This is a genomic window from Bacillus sp. YKCMOAS1, from assembly GCF_030268125.1.
GTDB lineage: Bacteria > Bacillota > Bacilli > Bacillales > Bacillaceae > Bacillus > Bacillus safensis.
The window spans coordinates 46,080-67,708 of the sequence record NZ_BSEI01000003.1; the positions used below are offsets into that span (position 1 = coordinate 46,080).

The 21,629-nt window shown below is 37.9% G+C and carries 17 protein-coding genes and 1 pseudogene; 14 read left to right on the forward strand and 4 right to left on the reverse strand.

What is annotated here, in order from left to right:
• Window positions 1-24 precede the first annotated feature (24 nt).
• The 5 genes and pseudogenes from kdpA to QSJ46_RS09320 all read left to right on the forward strand — a co-directional run bounded on the left by kdpA (window position 25) and on the right by QSJ46_RS09320 (window position 6,505).
• A complete protein-coding gene (gene kdpA, locus QSJ46_RS09300; RefSeq protein WP_285604788.1) occupies window positions 25-1,698 on the forward strand; it encodes a potassium-transporting ATPase subunit KdpA in 1,674 nt (557 codons plus the stop codon).
• 40 nt (window positions 1,699-1,738) lie between these two features.
• A complete protein-coding gene (gene kdpB / locus QSJ46_RS09305) occupies window positions 1,739-3,775 on the forward strand; it encodes a potassium-transporting ATPase subunit KdpB (protein ID WP_285604633.1) in 2,037 nt (678 codons plus the stop codon).
• 32 nt (window positions 3,776-3,807) lie between these two features.
• Window positions 3,808-4,377 (forward strand): potassium-transporting ATPase subunit KdpC, encoded by a 570-nt coding sequence (gene kdpC, locus QSJ46_RS09310; RefSeq protein WP_249117691.1) that lies wholly within the window; start codon window positions 3,808-3,810, stop codon window positions 4,375-4,377.
• Between the two features lie 288 nt (window positions 4,378-4,665).
• Window positions 4,666-5,583: pseudogene (locus QSJ46_RS09315) on the forward strand (hypothetical protein).
• Window positions 5,584-5,662: 79 nt separating this feature from the next.
• Window positions 5,663-6,505: a DMT family transporter gene (locus QSJ46_RS09320; protein WP_107163755.1), complete on the forward strand. Its 843-nt coding sequence runs from the start codon at window positions 5,663-5,665 to the stop codon at window positions 6,503-6,505.
• Window positions 6,506-6,639: 134 nt separating this feature from the next.
• Here the strand turns inward: QSJ46_RS09320 and pdxR are convergent, their stop codons facing one another.
• Complete coding sequence (pdxR, locus tag QSJ46_RS09325) at window positions 6,640-8,028, reverse strand: MocR-like pyridoxine biosynthesis transcription factor PdxR (protein WP_212039899.1); 1,389 nt, start codon at window positions 8,026-8,028, stop codon at window positions 6,640-6,642.
• Window positions 8,029-8,194: 166 nt separating this feature from the next.
• On the opposite strand from pdxR, the gene QSJ46_RS09330 reads away from it, so the two are divergent.
• From QSJ46_RS09330 to QSJ46_RS09365, 8 genes are all read left to right on the forward strand, one after another.
• Window positions 8,195-9,406: an MFS transporter gene (locus QSJ46_RS09330; protein WP_212039898.1), complete on the forward strand. Its 1,212-nt coding sequence runs from the start codon at window positions 8,195-8,197 to the stop codon at window positions 9,404-9,406.
• Between the two features lie 51 nt (window positions 9,407-9,457).
• A complete protein-coding gene (locus QSJ46_RS09335; protein WP_047203132.1) occupies window positions 9,458-10,315 on the forward strand; it encodes an NAD-dependent epimerase/dehydratase family protein in 858 nt (285 codons plus the stop codon).
• Window positions 10,316-10,569: 254 nt separating this feature from the next.
• Window positions 10,570-11,538, forward strand: a complete 969-nt coding sequence (locus QSJ46_RS09340) for an AraC family transcriptional regulator (RefSeq protein ID WP_047203131.1) — start codon at window positions 10,570-10,572, stop codon at window positions 11,536-11,538.
• 139 nt (window positions 11,539-11,677) lie between these two features.
• Entirely contained in the window at window positions 11,678-13,096 is a 1,419-nt protein-coding gene (rhaB, locus tag QSJ46_RS09345; RefSeq protein WP_212039896.1) for a rhamnulokinase, read from the forward strand.
• Window positions 13,097-13,117: 21 nt separating this feature from the next.
• Complete coding sequence (gene rhaA / locus QSJ46_RS09350; protein ID WP_107163751.1) at window positions 13,118-14,386, forward strand: L-rhamnose isomerase; 1,269 nt, start codon at window positions 13,118-13,120, stop codon at window positions 14,384-14,386.
• 280 nt (window positions 14,387-14,666) lie between these two features.
• A complete protein-coding gene (locus QSJ46_RS09355; RefSeq protein ID WP_285604634.1) occupies window positions 14,667-15,383 on the forward strand; it encodes a (Fe-S)-binding protein in 717 nt (238 codons plus the stop codon).
• Window positions 15,384-15,402: 19 nt separating this feature from the next.
• Window positions 15,403-16,827, forward strand: a complete 1,425-nt coding sequence (locus QSJ46_RS09360; protein WP_285604635.1) for a LutB/LldF family L-lactate oxidation iron-sulfur protein — start codon at window positions 15,403-15,405, stop codon at window positions 16,825-16,827.
• Complete coding sequence (locus QSJ46_RS09365) at window positions 16,827-17,540, forward strand: LutC/YkgG family protein (protein WP_107163748.1); 714 nt, start codon at window positions 16,827-16,829, stop codon at window positions 17,538-17,540. Before QSJ46_RS09360 ends, QSJ46_RS09365 begins: the two co-directional genes overlap by 1 nt.
• Window positions 17,541-17,659: 119 nt before the next feature.
• Here QSJ46_RS09365 and QSJ46_RS09370 read toward each other — a convergent pair whose 3' ends face one another.
• The 3 genes from QSJ46_RS09370 to QSJ46_RS09380 form a co-directional block, all read right to left on the reverse strand.
• On the reverse strand, window positions 17,660-18,931 hold the full coding sequence (locus QSJ46_RS09370; RefSeq protein ID WP_107163747.1) for an MFS transporter: 1,272 nt from the start codon (window positions 18,929-18,931) through the stop codon (window positions 17,660-17,662).
• A 73-nt stretch (window positions 18,932-19,004) separates the two neighbouring features.
• Window positions 19,005-19,319: an L-rhamnose mutarotase gene (gene rhaM / locus QSJ46_RS09375; RefSeq protein ID WP_285604636.1), complete on the reverse strand. Its 315-nt coding sequence runs from the start codon at window positions 19,317-19,319 to the stop codon at window positions 19,005-19,007.
• Window positions 19,320-19,629: 310 nt separating this feature from the next.
• The gene (locus tag QSJ46_RS09380; protein WP_047203123.1) at window positions 19,630-20,421 is read right to left on the reverse strand and encodes a DeoR/GlpR family DNA-binding transcription regulator; all 792 of its coding nucleotides are present in this window, start codon (window positions 20,419-20,421) and stop codon (window positions 19,630-19,632) included.
• A 362-nt stretch (window positions 20,422-20,783) separates the two neighbouring features.
• Here QSJ46_RS09380 and rhaD point away from each other — a divergent pair, with 362 nt between their 5' ends.
• Window positions 20,784-21,620, forward strand: a complete 837-nt coding sequence (rhaD, locus tag QSJ46_RS09385) for a rhamnulose-1-phosphate aldolase (RefSeq protein WP_047203122.1) — start codon at window positions 20,784-20,786, stop codon at window positions 21,618-21,620.
• Window positions 21,621-21,629 lie beyond the last annotated feature (9 nt).

Genomic DNA, 21,629 nt, shown 5'->3' on the forward strand with positions numbered 1-21,629 from the left:
AAGTAGGAGGAAATAAACATGTCGATGGGACTTATACAGATAGTGGTCACCTTACTCATTATTGGGCTCTTAGTTAAGCCAGTTGGTATCTACCTTGAAAAAGTATTTAATTACGAAGAAACAAGATTGAATCAATTTTTCGGACCAGTGGAACGTGTGATCTATCGTTTAATTGGAGTTGACGAAAAAGAGCATATGGGGTGGAAAAAGTACGTCTTTGCTGTTCTGCTTTCTAATTTTATCATGATGATATTGATGTATGGAGTTTTCAGATTACAAAAATACTTGCCTTTAAATCCGGACGGTATAGAGAATATGTCTCCTGGATTAGCTTTTAACACAGCTGCTTCTTTCATTACAAATACTAACTGGCAAGCGTATAGTGGGGAAAATTCGCTTTCATACTTATCACAGATGATAGCTATTACTTTCCCTATGTTTACATCAGCTGCTACAGGATTTGCCGTAGCCATTGCATTTATACGCGGTTTAATAGGACGTCAAGATAACCTTGGCAACTTCTACGTTGACCTTGTTCGTTCTATCATCCGTGTGTTCTTGCCTTTATCTTTTATTGTCGCTTTATTCTTAGTATTTCAAGGAGTGCCTCAGACACTTCACGGTGCGCTTCATGCTACAACTCTAGAAGGCGTTACCCAAATGATAACAAGAGGGCCCGTAGCAGCTTTAGAGTCTATTAAACACATTGGAACAAATGGAGGGGGATACTTTGGAACGAACGCAGCACATCCATTTGAAAATCCAACTCCATTAACAAACTTTGTTCACATTTTATCTATGATGCTGCTACCTACTGCTTTAGTATATGCATTTGGAGTTATGGTTAAAAACAAAAAGCAAGGTTTTGCTATATTTGCCACAATGAGCATGATGTTTATCGTGTTCCTTTCTGTTGTGTTTATTGCCGAATATAACGGGACGCCGGCTTTAAACCACTTGGGTATTAATGGGAATATGGAAGGCAAAGAAGTTCGTTTTGGTATATCAGAATCTGCTTTGTTTACCGCAGTTACAACAGCAGTAACAACTGGTTCAGTAAACAACATGCATGATTCTTTAACGCCTATAGGTGGCCTTGTTCCATTGGCTCAGATGATGTTAAATAACATATTCGGAGGTAAAGGAGTAGGACTATTAAATGGATTGCTATACGTCATACTGACAGTTTTTATTTGTGGGCTTATGGTGGGGCGTACACCGGAGTTTTTAGGAAAAAAGATTGAAGCTAGAGAAATAAAATTAGTTTCAATCGCTATCTTAATTCATCCAATTCTTATCCTAGTTCCTACAGCAATAGCTTTATCGCTCTCAGGACCAGTTTCATCCATATTAAACCCAGGTTTCCACGGGATATCAGAAGTATTATATGCTTTTACATCAGGTGCAGCTAATAATGGATCAGCTTTTGGTGGTCTTACCTCTAACACTGATTTTTATAACATAGCGATCGGGTTCGTTATGTTATTCGGAAGATATATTTCCATTATCGCAATGTTAGCAATTGCAGGTTCATTAGCTACGAAGAAAATCGTCGGGGCAACTTCTGGAACATTTCGTACAGATACACCTATGTTTACCGTTATTCTATTAGTCATCATTCTAGTTGTCGGGGCTCTTACATTTTTCCCAGTACTAGCACTAGGGCCAATAGCAGAACATTTAGGAATGTTTCAGTAACAGAACAGTCATGCATCGAAACAAATAAGGAGGATGCCTCGTGGCAGTTGAGAATAAAGCTGTTTCAAAAAGTGTTATTTTTCAAGCAAGTATTGATGCATTTAAAAAGTTAAATCCATTGGTAATGATTAAAAATCCCGTAATGTTTGTAGTAGAAGTAGGAACTTTCATGACACTGATTTTATCCTTTAACCCTAGCATCTTTGGCAAAAGTAACATCGGACACGGTTACAATATTGCTGTATTTCTTGTTCTATTATTTACAGTATTATTTGCTAATTTTGCAGAAGCTCTTGCAGAAGGCCGCGGTAAAGCACAAGCAGATACGTTAAGGAAAACAAAATCAGAAACATTGGCAAAAGTAAGACAAAAAGACGGAAGCTATCAGCAGTTCCCATCTACTTCTTTACATAAAGGAGATATTGTACGGGTAGATACTGGGGATATCATTCCTTCTGATGGTGAAATCATTGAAGGGTTAGCATCTATTGATGAATCAGCCATTACAGGTGAATCTGCACCTGTCATTAAAGAAGCTGGTGGTGATTTCTCCTCGGTAACAGGAGGAACAAAGGTCGTTTCAGATTACGTCATTGTGAAAATACAAGCAGATCCTGGTGAATCATTTCTCGATCGAATGATTTCTTTAGTAGAAGGAGCATCTCGTCAAAAAACACCTAATGAAATTGCACTTACAACACTTTTAACGGTATTAACCTTAATTTTTTTAGTGGTTATTATGACGCTTGTTCCGATCGCAGATTATTTAAATGTCAAACTTGATGTCACAACATTAATAGTACTCCTCGTTTGTCTCATTCCTACTACAATTGGAGGCTTACTTTCCGCCATTGGAATTGCAGGAATGAACCGTGTCACTGAATTTAATGTGCTGGCTATGTCAGGTAAAGCAGTAGAAGCTGCCGGTGATATAGATACAATGATATTAGATAAAACAGGCACAATTACCTTCGGAAATCGTATGGCGAGTGAATTTGTTCCTGTAGCTAATGTGAACAAAGAGGATGTTACATTAGCAGCTCTAAAAGCATCTGTTAAAGATGAAACTCCAGAAGGAAGGTCAATAGTAGAGCTTGCTAATAAACTAGGAGTTCATTGGAACGAAGATGACAGTCATGCAGAGATCGTCAAATTTACAGCGGAAACAAGAATGTCCGGCCTAAATCTAAAGAATGGAACAGTTATTAGAAAAGGCGCAGTAGATTCAATTAAGAAATATATCATTGAAAATGGCGGAAGCATACCTGCTGACTTTGAGGAAATATCTAATAGGGTCGCAAAGGCAGGAGGAACACCTTTAGCAGTCGCCATTAATAATAAGATATACGGAATTATTTATTTGAAAGATACTGTAAAACCTGGACTAAGAGAACGTTTTGAAGAGCTGCGGGGCATGGGAATTAAAACTATTATGTGTACAGGGGATAATCCATTAACTGCAGCTACAATTGCAAAAGAAGCGGGTGTAGATGAATTTATAGCAGAAGCTATACCAGAAGATAAAATAGACGCGATTAAGAGGGCACAAGCACAAGGTAAACTTGTTGCCATGACAGGTGATGGAACAAATGATGCACCGGCTTTAGCACAGGCCGATGTAGGGGTTGCGATGAATTCTGGAACGATGGCAGCAAAAGAGGCAGCCAACATGATTGATTTAGATTCAGATCCGACAAAACTCTTATCTGTTATTGCGATTGGGAAGCAACTACTCATTACGAGAGGAGCTTTAACAACTTTTTCCATATCTAATGATATCGCTAAATACTTTGCCATCATTCCAGCTCTATTTCTTATGACCATCCCGCAGTTGCAATCACTTAACATTATGCATTTAACATCATCAAATTCAGCACTGCTTTCTGCTTTAATCTTTAATGCTATTATTATTCCTCTTCTTATTCCTGTTGCGATGAAGGGGGCAAAGTATAAAGCAATGGACGGAAATAGGCTACTGTTTAGAAACTTAATCATTTATGGACTTGGCGGCATTATTTTGCCGTTCATTGGTATTAAAATGATTGATGTTATCGTATCCGCATTGCATCTCGCCTAAAAAGAAAGTGGAGGAGAACACAAGTGAAATCAATGATAATCGCATTACGTACGTCAATAGTTTTCATGATACTTTGTGGGTTGGTTTATCCTTTGGCTACAACAGGGGTAGCTCAAGCTTTATTTCATAAACAAGCTGAAGGAAGCCTTGTCATTTACAATGGGAAGGTAGCAGGTTCAGAATTATTAGCTCAAGATTTCAAAGGAGTTCAATGGTTTCATCCAAGATTATCAGCTGCTAAGTATGATCCGACTGCTTCAGCTGCCACAAATTCTGCTGTTGCATCAAAGGAATATATTAAATTAGTAGAAAAAAATATAAAGCAGGTAAGGGGCGAGAATAGAAATATAGGCAGCAAAATTCCACCTGATTTAATTACCACTTCAGGTTCTGGATTAGATCCTGATTTGTCACCAGAGGCAGCTGCATTACAGGTGCCAAGAATTTTTAAAGCAACAGGTATTGCTCCGGATCAACTAATGGCTCTAATAAAAAAGAATCAAAAAAATCGCCAATTAGGTCTTTTTGGAGAACCTCGTGTCAATATTTTAGAATTAAATATTCAGATTGAAAAGTTCCTTAAGAATCAAACATATCATTAAAAAACTAAAATCATAAAAGAAGTAGAACATTGAGTATTTGTTAAATAAGTAAAACCATGTCACCTAAGTGATGACATGGTTTTTGTTTTGTCATCTAATTATGATAAATAGTACTTTACCTTCAACGCGAAAATCTTCAAAATTGGTATGCAAAAAACTGTCTATACTGGTACTTAAAAAATCCAAATGACTCATGCTAGCATAAATCTAACAGCATGCTTGTATAAGAATCATAGCTATGATTATCCAATAACATAATTCCATTAAGATGAAATGAAAGGGGAGCATATGTATGCAAGAAATTACTTCACTGAGAAAATCGATAAATCATCTTACGTAATTGCGATATCATTCATTCTTTCAATGGTTGGCTTATCCGTCCTGTTACAACATTCCGAGATTATTTTACCAGAAGCTGCAGCGATGGCCATAGCCATGTGGGTATACAGAGAGCCAGAATGGATAAGACGCCCATCCATCATTTTGATTGCACCTACCTCAACAGCTGCGATTGGAATCATCATGTATCAGTTCAAAATTCTTTATCCAATAAAGGTAATGCTTACTCTAATGATAGTCATGCTCTTTATGAGATTAATATGCTCGAATCTTGCACCAGCCATCGCTACCGGTTTATTACCACTTGCCACTCATACAGAGGGATGGTCATTTGTATTCATTGTCTTTTTATTCATGCTGATCTTAATGGCCGGAGTTGTCGTATGTCAGCTTAACAAAAATCTCGTAAAATGGTCGATAATTTAATACAAATACATGGGCATATTTCTGGTGATTTCACTGTGCTGGCTCAGTATTTGCTGGGTATTGGGTTATGAGCAGATAGCAGTGATTCCACCAGTTTTTGTTGTGGTATATGAATCGCTACAAAAACCAGTCTACTCAGGAGAAATTGCGTTAAAACAAGGGTTTTCTCTAACGGTATCAGCATCATTGGCTGTTCTGATTTTCATGCAGGTTGAATCGCATGTGTTAGCTGCATTGATAGATATGATTATAGCAATCATGATATCTCGACTTTTTCTTGTCAGAATTCCTGCTTTGTTCGCTATACCATTGCTAACCTTTGTATTTCCTGAAGACAAAATTTGGAGTCTACCCTATGCCACATTTTTTGCAAGTGTGTTTATGTTTAGCTTTATATTGTTATACAAGAATTTGGAAAAGAAAACTTCGATCCGGAAATAATGTCTGCATCCGGAATTCGATGATGCCATAAATAATAAATAACTCGGTTATTGACAGGGGAAATTTGGAGGAAAAACATATGTTATTTGGCCTGATTGCAGCATTTTGTTTTGGTTTATCGGATTTTATGGTTACCCAGGCCACCAGGAAGGTTCAAACGTTACCTGCCTTGTTAGGGATTCAGTTTATTGCCTCACTTTTGCTGGGAGTGTTCGTACTTACACAATCACCACACATTGATAAAAGCTCGATCCCAATCATGGCATGGCTTGGAATAGCTGGTATCAGTGTCATCAACTTTATAGGTACTTTATTGTTATATCGAGCATTTGAAAAGGGGACTTTGTCAATCGTATCTCCTATCGGCTCAGGATTCGCTGTTGTCACTGCAATTCTCGCTTTTGTAGGTGGTGAACGATTGCCTTTCAATTCAATTATCGGAGTCATCCTGCTGATTATTGGAGTGTTTACGGTAACGAGATCAAGCAATAAGGCTGGACAACAAGTGACGTTGTCAGGCATACCAGAAGCCATTATCGCCTCGATATGCATCGGTTTTTATTTTTGGGCAATCGGATACATTACACCTCATCTTGGTGTGATTCTTCCTGTACTCATCACACGAATCATACAATTTTTCTGTGCGTTTGTACTTCTACGTGTAAAGAGAATTCAACTTCCGCGCATAAGCCTGTCTATCGGTATGGTTCTGGTAGTAGCCGCTCTGCTGGATACAGGAGCACTACTCTCGTTTAATATGGGGCAAGCCGTTGATTACACAACGAGCACAACTGCACTTACTTCATTATATAGTGTCGTTACTATACTAATGGCCGGTTTGATTTTAAAAGAAAAGCTAATAAAGAGTCAATGGGCTGGAATTGCTATTATTCTTCTTGGGGTCATGATCGTCAGCATCTAAAAGGATTAGAAGATCGTTATAGTGCATACCATTTATTGATGATTTATCCGAATGAGCCATATATTAATGGGTCAAAACATGACCTCAAGCAGGTACAAGAAAGGAAGGACAAAATGTCCTTCCTTTTTTACAGTTTATATAAATTGTGAAAGAACTTGAACACCCTGGGAAATCTGTGTCTCGTTCACATTGCCAAATCCCATAATCAGGCTCTCATTATACTGATCTTTTCGAATGGTATACCGCTCAGCCGGGTAGATTTTGATACGATGCTTCTCAAGCTCCATTGCAGTCAAAAGATTAGCGTTTCTTCCTGGCCAAGTTGCAATCAGGTGCAAACCCGCAGCATCGCCCGATATTTGAATCTTTTCCCCGAACGTATCCGTCAACGCATGAATCAGGTGAGTTCTTCTTTTATGATAAATTCGTTTCATTCGCAGAATATGTCGTTTCAGATGGCCCTCGTTCATAAATCGGGCCAAAGTTAATTGTGATAGGGCAGGACACTGCATATCGGTCGTACGTTTAAGTTGCACGATTGATTCCACCAACTCTTGCGGGGCCACAATATAACCGAGCCTTAGGGCAGGGAACATGTTTTTACTAAACGTTCCTACGTAGATTACCCGCTCTGCATCAAGCTCTCGCAAGGCATGAACAGGCATTCCTCCATAACGGAACTCGCTGTCATAATCATCCTCTATAATGTAGGCGCCTGTGCTGCGAGCGTAGTCAAGTAATTGGAGGCGCCTGCTGATCGACAGAATACTCCCAAACGGAAACTGATGAGAAGGTGTTACAAAGATGCATTTAGGCTTTACATCGGTTGGCAGCTGCTCTACACATAAACCATCGGCATCGACAGGCACAGGTATAATCCGAGAGTTCGTTTCAGCGAAAAGATGATGAATAAATGTTGCCGTCGGATCTTCCATAGCAATCGTTTCACCAGGCATTAATAAAAGCTTGCTGAGTATCGAAAAAGCCTGAGTTGCGCCAGCCGTAATAATAATTTGCGATGGCTGACAATGAAAACCTTTAATATGGAGAAGATGCTCACAAATTGCTTGTCGAAGCTCAATATTGCCAGCCATATCCTCTTCGTATCCAAGCATAGAAGGTGGAAGATCATGATACACATCCAGTGCAGCTCTTTTCCATTTCTGAAGAGGAACATGCTCGAGAGCAGGAAAGCTAGGACGAAAATCAATAGATACATGATTCTCGCAAGCTGAGGAAACATTCTCATGCCTGTCATTCATCTCTTCAGATTGTACATGCAGCGATCTGCTTGAACCTATATCTCTAACAAAGGTTCCCGAACCTTGTTTACCTTCCAAAAATCCTTCAGCTGTTAACTGCTCATATACTTCCACAATAAGGGCGCGTGAGACCCCAAGTTCTTTAGCAAGCTCCCGGGTGGAGGGAAGGGAGGTTCCAGCCCTGTAACTGCCTTGCATAATTCGGTCTCTGATCCACGAGTATACCTGTCTGGTTTTCGTTTCATTCTTTCCAGATTGCATGAGAAATCTCCTTTTACGATAAATTGGTATGATCAAAATGCATGAAAAATGGATCTAATAACGACCAATATATCATGATATTATAAGTCATGCCAAATCCCATTCCTTATAGAAAGAAGCGAATTGTATGAGAAACCGTAGAACGAACCAACTTAGAGCACCGACGATGAACGCAGCAGTGGAAAGTATATCTCCGGTACTCATCGACAAAGACTACGAATTGAATCGTTGGCTTTTCGTTACGGCACTGTTTATGGCATCACTCAATTTGAGACCCATTGTTTCATCTATTGCACCTGTCTTGGGAAGTATTCAACATGAACTTGGCCTAAGCGGAGCTGTATCCAGCTTACTTGTTTCTATTCCGGTGTTATGTATGGGCATACTAGCTCCATTCTCAGTAAAATTGAGTGAAAAGTTAGGGATTGAGCAGGTCATCACCTTCTCCCTGGCGCTGATCGGAGGCAGTACACTTTTACGCCTGTTTATCCATTCTGCTTCATTGTTATTTTTCACTACATTGTTATCTGGTATGGGTATAGCCATGATGGGGCCCTTGTTATCTGGCTTTATAAAAAAGCATATGGCTGACAGAGCACCCTCCATGATTGCAATCTATTCCATGGCTCTAGCATTGGGTGCGGCTCTTGGTTCAAGCTTTACTTCACCTTTGCATTGGATGCTTCATTCGTGGCAAAAGTCATTATCGTTCTGGGTGATACCTGTATTTTTCGCTTTGCCGCTATGGTTTCATGTACTAAAGCGACAGTCTTCCAGCTCTAAACTGAACTCAACCGTTTCATTCGGAAAATCGTTAGAACTACCTTGGCAAAAGAGGAAAGCATGGATACTAGCTGTGCAATTCGGAATGTTATCTCTTGTATTTTATTCGCTTTTAGGCTGGCTTCCCTTAATCCTTATTGGAGCAGGTGCATCCAAACTTCACGCAGGTCTTATGGTTACCTTGTTCGCATTGATCCAAATTCCGTGTGGTACCGTTGTGCAGCAGCTGCTTAAAAGGCACCCTTCAAGACGATACTGGCTCATTGTATCCTCCATGATGCAAGCTGCTGGTCTGTTACTTATTTTCTTTTCCACTTATTTATGGCTTGCTGTGTTCATTTGTGGTTTGGGATCAGGTATGCTGTTTGCACTGCTCAACTTGCTTCCGGTTGAACTGACTACTTCGCCTGAAGAGGCGGCCTCATGGGCGGCTATGACTCAGTGTATAGGCTTTCTGATTGGAGCGTCCGGGCCACTCTTAACTGGTTATTTGCATGATCGTATGGGGAATTTTAATGCAGGAATATTGGCAATGGTATTCATCTCTATAGCGATGGGAATTCTATCTCTGACTATGATGTCTAAAGAAAATTAACATATTTTGCGAAAATAAAAGAATGTAATAAGAAACTGGAGGTCTATATTTATGAAAATTTTCGTAGCCGGTGCAAGTGGTGTTATTGGGAGATTGTTGCTGCCGCAGCTCGTACAAGCTGGTCACGATGTCATTGGCATGACGCGGAAAGAAGAGCAAAGGGGGGCCATTGAAAAAACAGGAGCCAAAGCCATTCTTGCAGATGTGTTTGACCGAGAACAAATCATGAAAATTCTAGATGAAGTGAAACCCGATGTTGTGATTCATCAATTAACGTCTCTAAGTCAAGGAAGCTCCTCAGAAAATGCGCGTATACGAATAGAAGGGACACGAAATTTAGTAGATGCTGCAAAACAGGCACAGGTACAAAAAATCATCGCTCAGAGTATTTCATGGGCCTATGAACCAGGCACAACTCCTGCAACTGAAGAAACCGCATTGGACATACATGCATCGATGCCTAGAAAAACGACGATTAACGGAGTGTTGTCTCTCGAGGAAGCTGTAAAAGAAATTCCTGAGCATGTCATTTTACGATATGGTACTTTGTATGGACCTGCAACTTGGTTTGGTATGAATGGGGATACAGCAAAAAAGGTCATGAACCAAGAAATAAAGGCTACAAATGGGGTATCTTCTTTTGTTCATGTCGAAGATGCTGCCAATGCTGCTTTGCTGGCGCTAGATTGGCCAAAGGGTACGTATAACATTGTGGATGATGAACCAGGCAAGGGGATAGACTGGCTTCCTGTATACGCACAAGTCCTAGGGGCACCAGTACCAGACATTCAACCAGAAGCAAACTCTTGGGAGAGAGGAGCCTCGAACCACAAAGCTAAAAACGAAATTGGGTGGACTCTTAAATATCCGACATGGAGAACAGGTTTTTCAAAGTCTTACTCTAAATAAATGGAATATAAATCTAAAAAATTAAAAGAAGCTGAAAAAAGCTGTCGGGCTAGCTGATCATTATTATAAGAGATAGCACTTTTGTAAAAACCTATGGGCTTTGGAAAGCTAGTATAATAATAAAGAGACTACTTTAGGTAGTCTCCTTTTAAAAAGCATGGAGTTAGACTCTATAAAAGAAAGAAGGTATGTGCGCTTTGGGTGAAGAAGTTTAAGTAAACAATGAAGTAAGATTATAAACAAAGGAGAAACCTATGCAACATGATCTTCTAAATCAATTATTAAAGATAACAGATGAAGAGGAACTGATTCTACAAAACAGAAGAGAGATAAATAAAGACATTTATACCAATCAGTCTAATTTTATTATAGAAAGTCAAAAATTTCTCAATCAAGAGAGTATGATTACGGTTCGAAAACATACACGCTTTGTGGATTTTCCTAAACATAAACACGACTACATTGAGATTAATTATGTTTACAATGGAGAGTATAACCAAAAAGTAGGGAATCAAAGAATAAATTTGCAACAAGGGGAGCTGTTATTTTTAAACCAGCATATTGAGCATGAAACTCAAGCTTGTGCAGAAGAAGACATTATTATTAATTTTATCATTTTACCTCATTTTTTTGATTTTATCTTTTCGTTTTTAACGACTGAAAATAGAATTAGTAATTTCTTAATTAACAGTTTATATAACAGTACTCAAAATGGACAATTCCTTTACTTTAAAGTTTCAGAAGTAGAAAGCATTCAAGAATTAATAAAAAAAATTATTATTGAAATTATGTCTCCTGCTTTTATGTCTGAATCCACCATTAAATTGTATATGGGTCTTTTAATGGTGGAGTTAATTAAACACGCTGATAAGGCCGAACATACAGAAGACAATCCTGTACAACATTATTTAATTGTTGAATCATTAAAGTATATTGATGAACATTTCCAGAGTGCATCACTGAATGAATTAGCCACAAAATTAAGCCAGCCCCCTTATGCTTTAAGTAAAGAGATTAAAAAGGCTACCAACTTTACATTTAAAGAATTACTTCAAGAAAAACGTTTAAATAAAGCGAAAGAGTTACTGGAAAGTACAGATATGCCAATTGCCTCTGTCATAGATCAAGTTGGATATGAGAATGTAAGTTATTTCTATCGGATTTTTAAAAACAAATATCATCAGACACCAAAGCAATTCAGAGAACACTTAGCAAAAAAATAAGATGCTGCTAAATGTTCTTTTTTATTTTAAACAATTGCAAATAAGGACAATAAATAAATCATTTCAGACATTATTTTCTCCTTTTAGCTGGCTTAATATAAAGACATAAGCAAACGCTTTCATGAAAAGGGTGATTAAAATGAAGAAATGTTGTTTAGCGGTTGATATTGGTGCTTCTAGTGGAAGATTAATAGCGGGTCATCTTGAAGACGGACTTTTAAATCTAAAAGAAATCCACCGTTTCGAGAATAAAATGGTCCAAAAAAACGGACAGTTATGCTGGGAGCTTGATAGATTATTTGAAGAAATAAAAAAGGGAATTCATCAATGTAGTGAAATGGGATTATCTCCAGAAAGTATCGGTATTGATACATGGGCAGTAGACTTTGTTTTACTAGATGAATGGAACAAACCTTTAACAGAATTTGTTGCCTATCGCGATTCGAGAACAGACGGGATGATGGATGAGGTTTTTAAAACATTCATGAAGGAACGTCTGTATCTAGAGACAGGCATTCAATTTCAAAAATTTAATACGATTTATCAACTTTATTCAATCAAACAAAATCATCCGGAGATTTTAGAAAATGCAAAATCTTTTCTAATGGTTCCTGACTATTTTCATTATTTATTAACAGGAAAAAAGGCAAACGAATACACAAATGCCACTTCAACTCAGCTAGTTAATGCTTTCACAAAGAAATGGGATCATGAATTATTAAATCAATTAGGCATTAACAAAGAAATGTTTCAAGATATTCATACACCCAAAACCGTGTTGGGTACATTGACTGAAGATTTAATAGAGGAATTCGGCTTTAATATGAAGGTTATTCTGCCAGCCACTCACGATACTGGTTCAGCTGTTATTTCGGTTCCTGAGCAGGAAGAAACAATCTATATTAGTTCAGGAACTTGGTCTTTAGTTGGTGTAGAAAATCATTTTCCAATTTGTATTACAAAAGCTTTAGATTACAATTTCACCAATGAGGGCGGCATTGATTATCGCTATAGATTTTTAAAAAATATTATGGGGCTTTGGATGATACAAGAAGTGAAAAGAAATTTTAAAGATCAATTTTCTTTTGCAGAATTAGTCGCCTTAGCTGGCCAGGCTCAAGAATTTAAATCCATCGTTCATGTAGATGATCCACGGTTTTTAAAGCCAGAAAATATGATTCAAGAGATTCAAAGTTATTGTCAAGAAACAAACCAGCCAATTCCATCTAAACCTGGAGAAGTAGCAAAATGTGTGTTTGACAGTTTAGTATGCAGCTACCAACAAGCAATTAATCAAATTGAGGAAATTTTTGAAAGAACATTCAATCAAATTAATGTGATCGGAGGGGGTTGCCAAAATGAAATGTTAAATCAACTAATTGCTGACGCAACTAAAAAAGAAGTATACGCTGGTCCAGTTGAAGCAACCGCAATTGGAAATATTGTATCGCAGTTAATGGCAGTTGGAGAAATTGAAGATATAAAAGAAGCAAGAACAATCATTAAGAACTCTTTTAAGGTTAAAAAATACACACCTTTAACAGTAACGACACCGTAAAAAAGAAAGGAAGAATATCAAATGACAATGAGAGAAAATTATGAGATTGCGAAAAAAGAATATGAAAAATGGGGAATCAATGTTGATGAAGTATTGGAACAATTAAAAAACGTTCCGATTTCCATTCATTGCTGGCAGGGAGATGACATTGCTGGATTTGAAGTAAATAAAGGAGAATTGTCAGGTGGAATTGATGTAACGGGAAATTATCCTGGTAAAGCAACGACACCTCAAGAACTAAGAAGAGATTTAGAAAAAGCGCTGTCTTTAATTCCTGGAAAACATCGTGTGAACTTACATGCCATTTATGCGGAAACAAATGGAGAAGTCGTTGAAAGGGATCAATTAGAGCCAAGACACTTTGAAAACTGGGTGAAATGGGCTAAAGATCAAGGTGTAGGCTTAGATTTCAATCCTACATTATTCTCACATGAAAAAGCAGCAGATGGTCTAACGTTGTCTCATCCTGATGAACGAATCAGACAGTTTTGGATCAATCATTGTATCGCGAGCCGCAAAATTGGTGAGTATTTTGGGGAAGAATTAGGAACAGCATCCTTAACAAATATTTGGATTCCAGATGGTTATAAAGATATTCCAAGTGATCGACTAACGCCTCGTCAACGGTTAAAAGATTCGTTAGATAAGATTTTTGAAGAAGAGATCAATGAAAACTATAATCTTGATGCCGTTGAAAGTAAGTTATTCGGTATTGGTTCTGAATCTTATGTGGTTGGATCGCATGAATTTTATCTTGGATACGCATTAAAGAATAATAAACTATGTTTATTAGATACAGGACATTTCCACCCGACTGAAACCGTATCAAACAAAATTTCATCTATGCTGCTTTACAGTGACAAGCTTGCCCTTCATGTTTCTCGTCCTGTTCGCTGGGACAGTGATCATGTTGTGACGCTGGATGATGAGTTACGTGAAATTGGTCTCGAAATTGTTCGAAATCAAGCATTGGATAAAGTGATGATTGGCCTTGACTTCTTTGATGCAAGTATTAACCGTGTTGCAGCATGGACAATTGGAACAAGAAACATGATTAAATCATTACTATATGCAATGTTAGTACCAAATGAACATTTAAAACAGTTACAGGAAGATGGAAACTTTACAGAAAGATTAGCATTAATAGAGGAATTCAAAACGTATCCTTTCGGTGCAATCTGGGATTACTATTGTGAAAAAATGGACGTGCCTGTAAAAGAAACATGGTTGGAAGAAGTGAAACAATATGAGCAAGATGTATTAACAAAAAGAAACTCTGTTTTAGCCTAAAAAATCATGAAAGGCTAACTAGTAAATTTACAAAGAGATACAGTCAGGGGAAGGGTCTAATAGATCAATTCCCCTGTTTATATTACAAGGATTCCTTTTTAGATGAATAGGTTACAACTCAATGTTTTTTCCACTCTACGCGTGCTAATTGAAGGGAATCATATTCATCTCACATGGAGAATACACAATAAAATACTTATGAGAGAAGGGGCCTGCTTTTACTTTTCAGTCATCAGCCGACCAGGTAAATCTAAATATTCGTTATGAGGAGGTTTTAAAATTGAAAGTGAGCTTATTTATTACATGTTTAATTGATACTTTCCAGCCGAATGTCGGTAAGGCAACAGTTGAGATACTTGAACACCTTGGTTGTGAAGTATCATTTCCTACATCACAAGTATGTTGTGGCCAGCCCGCCTATAATAGTGGCTATGTTGCCGAAGCCAAGCAAGCAGCGAAAAATATGATTCAAACTTTTGAAGATGCAGAGTATATAGTAACTCCCTCTGGTTCTTGTGCAGCGATGTTCCACGAATATCCACATATATTCAAAGGAGATGTTCAATGGGAGAAGAGAGCTAGGCGTCTAGCTGAGAAAACGTATGAACTAACTCAATTTATCGTAGAGGTTTTAAAGGTTACAGATGTAGGGGCACGTTTAAAAGGGAAAGCGACCTATCATACATCTTGTCATATGACACGTTTGCTAGGTGTGAAGGAAGCACCTTTTACGCTGCTTTCTAATGTAAAAGAATTAGAAGTTGAGCATCTTCCCAACGCCCAAAATTGCTGTGGATTTGGTGGAACTTTTTCTGTGAAAATGATGCCAATATCTGAACAAATGGTAGATGAAAAAGTAGAAAGTGTTGAGCAGACAGGTGCGGACTATTTAATTAGTGCAGATTGTGGATGTTTGATGAATATTGGAGGACGAATAGAACGTTTAGGAAAATCAGCGCGAGTCCTGCATATTGCAGAGGTATTAAATAGCCGTTAATTCAAGGGGGGAACAAGGCATGAGCATGAAAATTAGTGATAAAAAATTTAATGAACGTATTGATAAAGGAATCCAAGATTCTACGATGCGTGAAGCTGTGTCTACAGCTCAAGAACGCCTGTATACACGTCGTTTGGCAGCTAGTGAAGAGCTTGGGAACTGGGAAGAATGGCGCGATTTAGGGGAGCAAATCCGTCAACACACGCTGGAGAATTTAGATTATTACTTAATGCAATTAAGTGAAAATGTTACAAAACGCGGGGGACATGTCTTTTTTGCGAAAACAAAAGAGGACGCTGCTCAATACATTAAGGAAGTTGCAGAAAAAAAACAAGCCAAGAAAGTCGTGAAATCCAAATCAATGGTAACCGAAGAAATCGAAATGAATAAAACTTTAGAAGACATAGGTTGTGAAGTGGTAGAAAGTGACCTTGGCGAATACATTTTGCAAGTTGATGATCATGAACCACCTTCCCACATCGTAGCGCCAGCTCTTCATATGAAAAAAGAACAAATTCGTGATGTATTTCAAGAGAAACTGGGTTATGGAAAGTCGGAGGATCCTTACGAGATGACAAAATTTGTTCGTAAAATCCTGCGCGAAAAATTTCTTGAAGCAGAAATCGGTGTCACCGGTTGCAACTTTGCCGTTGCAAATACAGGATCAATCTGTTTAGTGACCAATGAAGGAAATGCGGATCTTGTAACTGCTATTCCAAAAACACAAATCGCTGTAATGGGAATGGAACGTCTTGTACCAACAATGGAGGAGTTGGATGTACTCGTTGGATTGCTTTGCAGAAGTGCAGTAGGGCAAAAGCTAACGAGTTACATTACAACAGTAGGGCCTAAATATGAAGAAGAGGCAGATGGTCCAGAAGAATTTCACCTTGTTGTCGTTGATAACGGCCGTTCTGAAATCTTAGGGTCTGAGTTCCAACAAGTATTACAATGCATCCGTTGTGCAGCATGTATTAATGTATGTCCAGTATATCGTCATGTCGGAGGACATTCTTATGGCTCTATCTATCCGGGGCCAATTGGTGCAGTATTAAGTCCACTTTTAGGTGGATATGACGATTATAAAGAACTGCCATATGCATCAACTCTTTGTGCAGCATGTACTGATGCTTGTCCAGTTAAAATTCAGCTACACGAACTACTTTTAAAGCATCGTCAAGTAATTGTTGAAAAAGAAGGACGTGCTCCTCTAGGTGAGAAACTAGCGATGAAAATGTTTGGAATGGGAGCATCATCTGCTGCTCTATACAAACTAGGTACAAAAATGGCGCCTACAGCTATGAAGCCCATTGTAACAGGAGATCGAGTCTCCAAAGGAATTGGCCCATTAAAAAATTGGACTGAAATTCGAGAATTCCCAGCTCCAAGTAAAGAACGTTTTCGAGACTGGTTTGATGAGCATAAAAAAGGGGGGAGTAAATAATGAGAGGAACAGCTCAAAATCAGGAAGTTTTTTTAAATCATGTAGCTAAACAACTGGGACGCGAAAGACGAATAAGTGGTGTTGTGCGACCAGAATGGAAGAATAACGTAAACTGGGATGTAATGAAGGGTTATACAGAAAAGGAGTTAATCGCTACGTTCACAGAGCACTGCAGCAAAATTCATACTACTGTTTTTGAAACAACAAAAGATCACTTAGCTGAAGCTTTAAAGAAAATTGTTGCTGAACATGGCGGGGGGCCTGTAATGACAGCCCAAGATTCACGTTTCAAAGAATATGGCTTAACAGATTTACTTGAAAAAGAATGGCCGGAAGAAAATATAGAGGTACATGTATGGGATTCAAAAAAAGGACGTGAAGCGAATCATTCCCTCGCCGAAAAAGCCAATATTGGTATTACATTCAGTGACTATGCACTTGCCGAGTCAGGAACAATTGTTGTAAAAACTCATGAGGGACAAGGGCGGGCACTTCACTTTTTGCCGACTGTCTATGTCACGATTATCCCGCGTGAAACGATTGTGGCACGTATTACACAGGCTGTTTCTGACCTAAACCAACGTGTGGAAAAGGGAGAGGCTGTTGCTTCTTGTATTCACTTTATTTCTGGACCAAGTAATTCTGCAGATATCGAAATGAATTTGGTCGTAGGTGTGCATGGACCTTTAAAAGCTTTTTATTTCATTGTGTAAGGTTGGTTGATATAAAAAATAGAGTTTCCATTTGGAATCTCTATTTTTTATTGTAGTAAGGAGAGCAGGGGGGAGGCAGAAAAATAGCCAAGCTTCTCAAAGAAAGCTTGGCTATTTTTTTAAGCGCTGTATCGTTCCTTTTCAATTTCTTTTAATGACTTTCCTCTTGTTTCTGGTGCCATGACTAACCCAATAATTGCAGCAATTAGAAGGAACCCAATCATAATAGTACCTGATATTTTAAATCCTAATGTAGAAATCATCGTTGGAATCACAAGTGATATAAGGCCAACGGCTACACGTGCTGTACAAAAAAGGAATCCTTGTGCTTTTGCTCGGTATTTTGTATGAAATAACTCACTTGACCAAAGACCATAAAATGCTTGAGCCCCAAAGCCTGCTGCCGTTCCCCATAATACTACAAATATCAGCAGTTCAGTCATGCCCATTCCGCCGTACGTAAGAGTAGCCCAAGCAGCAATGCCCATTGCCGCTCCTATGCCATACAATACACGTCTGTTCACTTTATCACCTAGTTTAATAAAGACAAAGTACGTTCCTAAAACGGTCAAAATCCATAAAAACGCTTGTAATAAATTTGCTTGTGATGATGAAAGCCCTCCAACGGTCTGATAAATATACGGCATGAAGTATCCCATTACACCAGCTACTAAGTTCCAAAAGCAATAGATGCCTAGTAATAAAATAATGGCATGACGATTAGCTTTGACTGTGAATAATTCTTTGACTGGACTTTGTAATTTTTCACCTTTTGCTTTTTGATCCACTTCTTTTTGTTTTTCTTCTTCCCAGATTTTTGATTCATTAATTTGTTGTTGCATAATCCAAGTAATTAAAGCGATTACAAATAATTGACCAAAAATAATTCGGCTTCCTAAAAGACCTAACGGAGCCAAGGCAACAGAGAGGAGTAACGAAATAGCTGGACCAACCGACCACGCTAACTGTCCCCATCCTACACGAGATGCACGTTCATTTTCAGGCGCTTCTTCTGCTATATACGTCCAAGCAGCTGGAATAGCAGCTCCTACAGCTACTCCAGTAATAATGTATCCAGTTAACAACATCGGAAAGTTAAAAGACAACATCGTTAATAAGACACCAAACATATAAACCAATAAATCGTATTTATAAATTAACTTTCGGCCATATTTATCAACCAGAACGCCTCCTATTAGGGCTCCTGCTGCTGAAGCAAATCCATTAGCACTCAACGCTCCTAGTAATCCCAGTTTAAAATCATTTAAATTTAAATATTCCATCCAAAGTGTCAGGCCGCCAGCAGCAGCTACGATGGATGCTGCCTCCAAATAGTTTGACATTGCTACAGTAATAGTAGACTTTAAACCGCCTTTTGCATTACCAGCCATTTTGAAACTCCTCTCAAGTACATTCAAACAATGAATGTCTGTTATTTTTTGCTGACTGTGTTTTCCTAAAGGATTATGCTAAGTGAAACAATTCATTTAATTCTACAGAGCGTGGACTATTATCTGAATTTGTCTCCATGATAGGCGCCATGTAGTCCCACCATTTTTTACAAATATCACTTTTAGCCATCTGGTTCCATCTATCTTCATTTTCGATTTCCAAATAAGCAAACAATTGACCACTGTCTTTTTCTAAGAAAATAGAATAGTTATGAGCACCATGCTGTTTTAATGCCTCTACCATTTCGGGCCATATTTCATCATGTCGGCGTTTGTATTCATCAAATTGATCCTTGTGTACAAACATTATACTGGCTTTTCTTATCATCTCTTTCGCTCCTTGTACCGTAGAATAAATGAAAATAAAGAAAGCGTTTTCAAAATAGACGTTTTAATCTTTGAAATAAAATGACTTTTCGCCCTGGTTTCCTCACATTCTTTATTTTCCTTTGTTTATATGGTCATATTATTATAAAAACAAAAATAAAACAACATTTTTTTATCGTTATCTTTTGTTAGTGTTGATTATAAGGGTGATTCATCATAAATAAGAAAAAATTGCGGACATAAAAAAAGACAAACCTATATAGGTTTGTCTGGAAAATGTGTATACACAGGAGGGGACCTTAATTTTCTATTTAGATGGACTGTGAAGCAGATTCACTCATCAAGGCTGCAGAAGTCACAGGTATATTTTTATCTCGTAAAATGGTATGTGAATCCTTGTCTAGTTTATCGTCAACAATAATATGGCTAATATCACTTATTGAAGAGATATGAGAAAATTCACGGTACCCAAACTTACTTGAGTCGACCATTAAAATGGTTTTATGTGACCGTTCAATCATTTTTCTTTTTAAAAGAGCCTGCCACTCATTTGAATCACTTAAGCCACTATTTAAGTCAATACCCTTACACGATAAGAACACTTTATTCACATGATAATTTTCCAGTGAGCGCTCTGCTAAAGGTCCTACGTAAGACAACGATTTAGGAAGGAGAAGACCTCCTGTTGAGATAACCTGAATTTTTTCTTTCTTACTTAATTCTATGGCAACCTTAATGGAGTTGGTGATAACAGTCAAAGGAATATTCGGAAGGATTTTTGACATATACCATGCCGTTGTACTTGCATCAAGGATAATACGGTCACCTTCTTCAACTTGCTTCACAGCTTCACGTGCAATCACTTTCTTTTCTAATACATTAGTGATTTCTCGCTCTGAAAAATCAACTTCCGATTCTTTTTCCTCAATACTTACTGCTCCACCGTGGCTTCGACGCAGCTTATTTTCTTTCTCCAATTTTTCAAGATCACGGCGAATCGTTTCATCTGTCACAGAAAAAATGTCGCTTAATTCTGAGACACGAATGCTCGATCGTAGATTAACTAAATCTACTATTTTTTGATGCCTTTCAGCTAATAACATGTATAACTTCCTTTCGTTTAAATATGAATAAAAGAAAAACATCACAAAAATTGCATTTAAGATTGTTGTTTTGTTTTTATTTTTGTTTGTTTTTATCATAACATACTTATAACTTCAAAAAAACGCTCTTAAACAGCAGTAAGGTATAGTCATTAACATGAATGAAACAGCATTTTATAATTCATAAAATAACCACTTATCCCACAACTAAAACAAACACAAACAAAAATATAATGTTTGTTTGTGTTGACTCGATATATTTCTCAAAGTAATATAAAGATGTAAACGCTTTTGAATGAGAAAGGTATATCAATGTAAACCAAAATAAAAAGATAAAAATGAGCACAAGGGAGAAGATGGAGATGAAAGACCTTCTGACAAAGAAAGAAATACTAAAAGCACCTTTCCTTCAAGAAATGACAAAAACGACAGCAAACCTATATCGCTTAGGTTGGGATGAACGAAATGGCGGGAATATTAGTTATTTATTAAAAGAGGACGAAGTAGCAGAGTACCTTGACGTTCATGATGTAAAACGAACGGTGCCGATGATTTTTGATGGTGTTGAGTTAGCAGGGAAATATTTTATTGTGACGGGTTCGGGGAAATATTTTAAAAATGTAATAGATGATCCAGCCGCTAACCTTGGTATTATTCGTATAACTGAAGATGGTAAATCGCTTGATATTTTATGGGGGTTAGAAGAGGGAGGCGTTCCAACAAGTGAGCTTCCATCACATTTAATGAGCCATATTGAAAGATTAAAAGCAGATTCAAACCATCGTGTGATCATGCACTGTCATGCAACAAACCTTATTGGTATGACATTTACACACACCTTGGATGAAGCAGCATTTACAAAAACGTTATGGCAGATGTGCACAGAATGCATTGTTGTATTCCCAGAAGGAATTGGTATTATTCCATGGATGGTTCCAGGAACTGATTCAATTGGAAAGGCAACAGCTGAAAAAATGAAAGAGGTTCGTTCAGTTATTTGGCCACACCACGGAATTTTTGGTGCTGGAACAACAATGGATGAAACATTTGGGTTAATTGAAACAGCTGAAAAAGCTGCGGAAGTATACACCGTTGTGTGTGCACAGGGAAGCGTGAAACAAACCATTACAGATCAACAGCTTCAAGACTTGGCAAATGCATTTGGTGTTGTGCCAAGACAAGGAGTTTTAAATCTATAAAAATAGTCG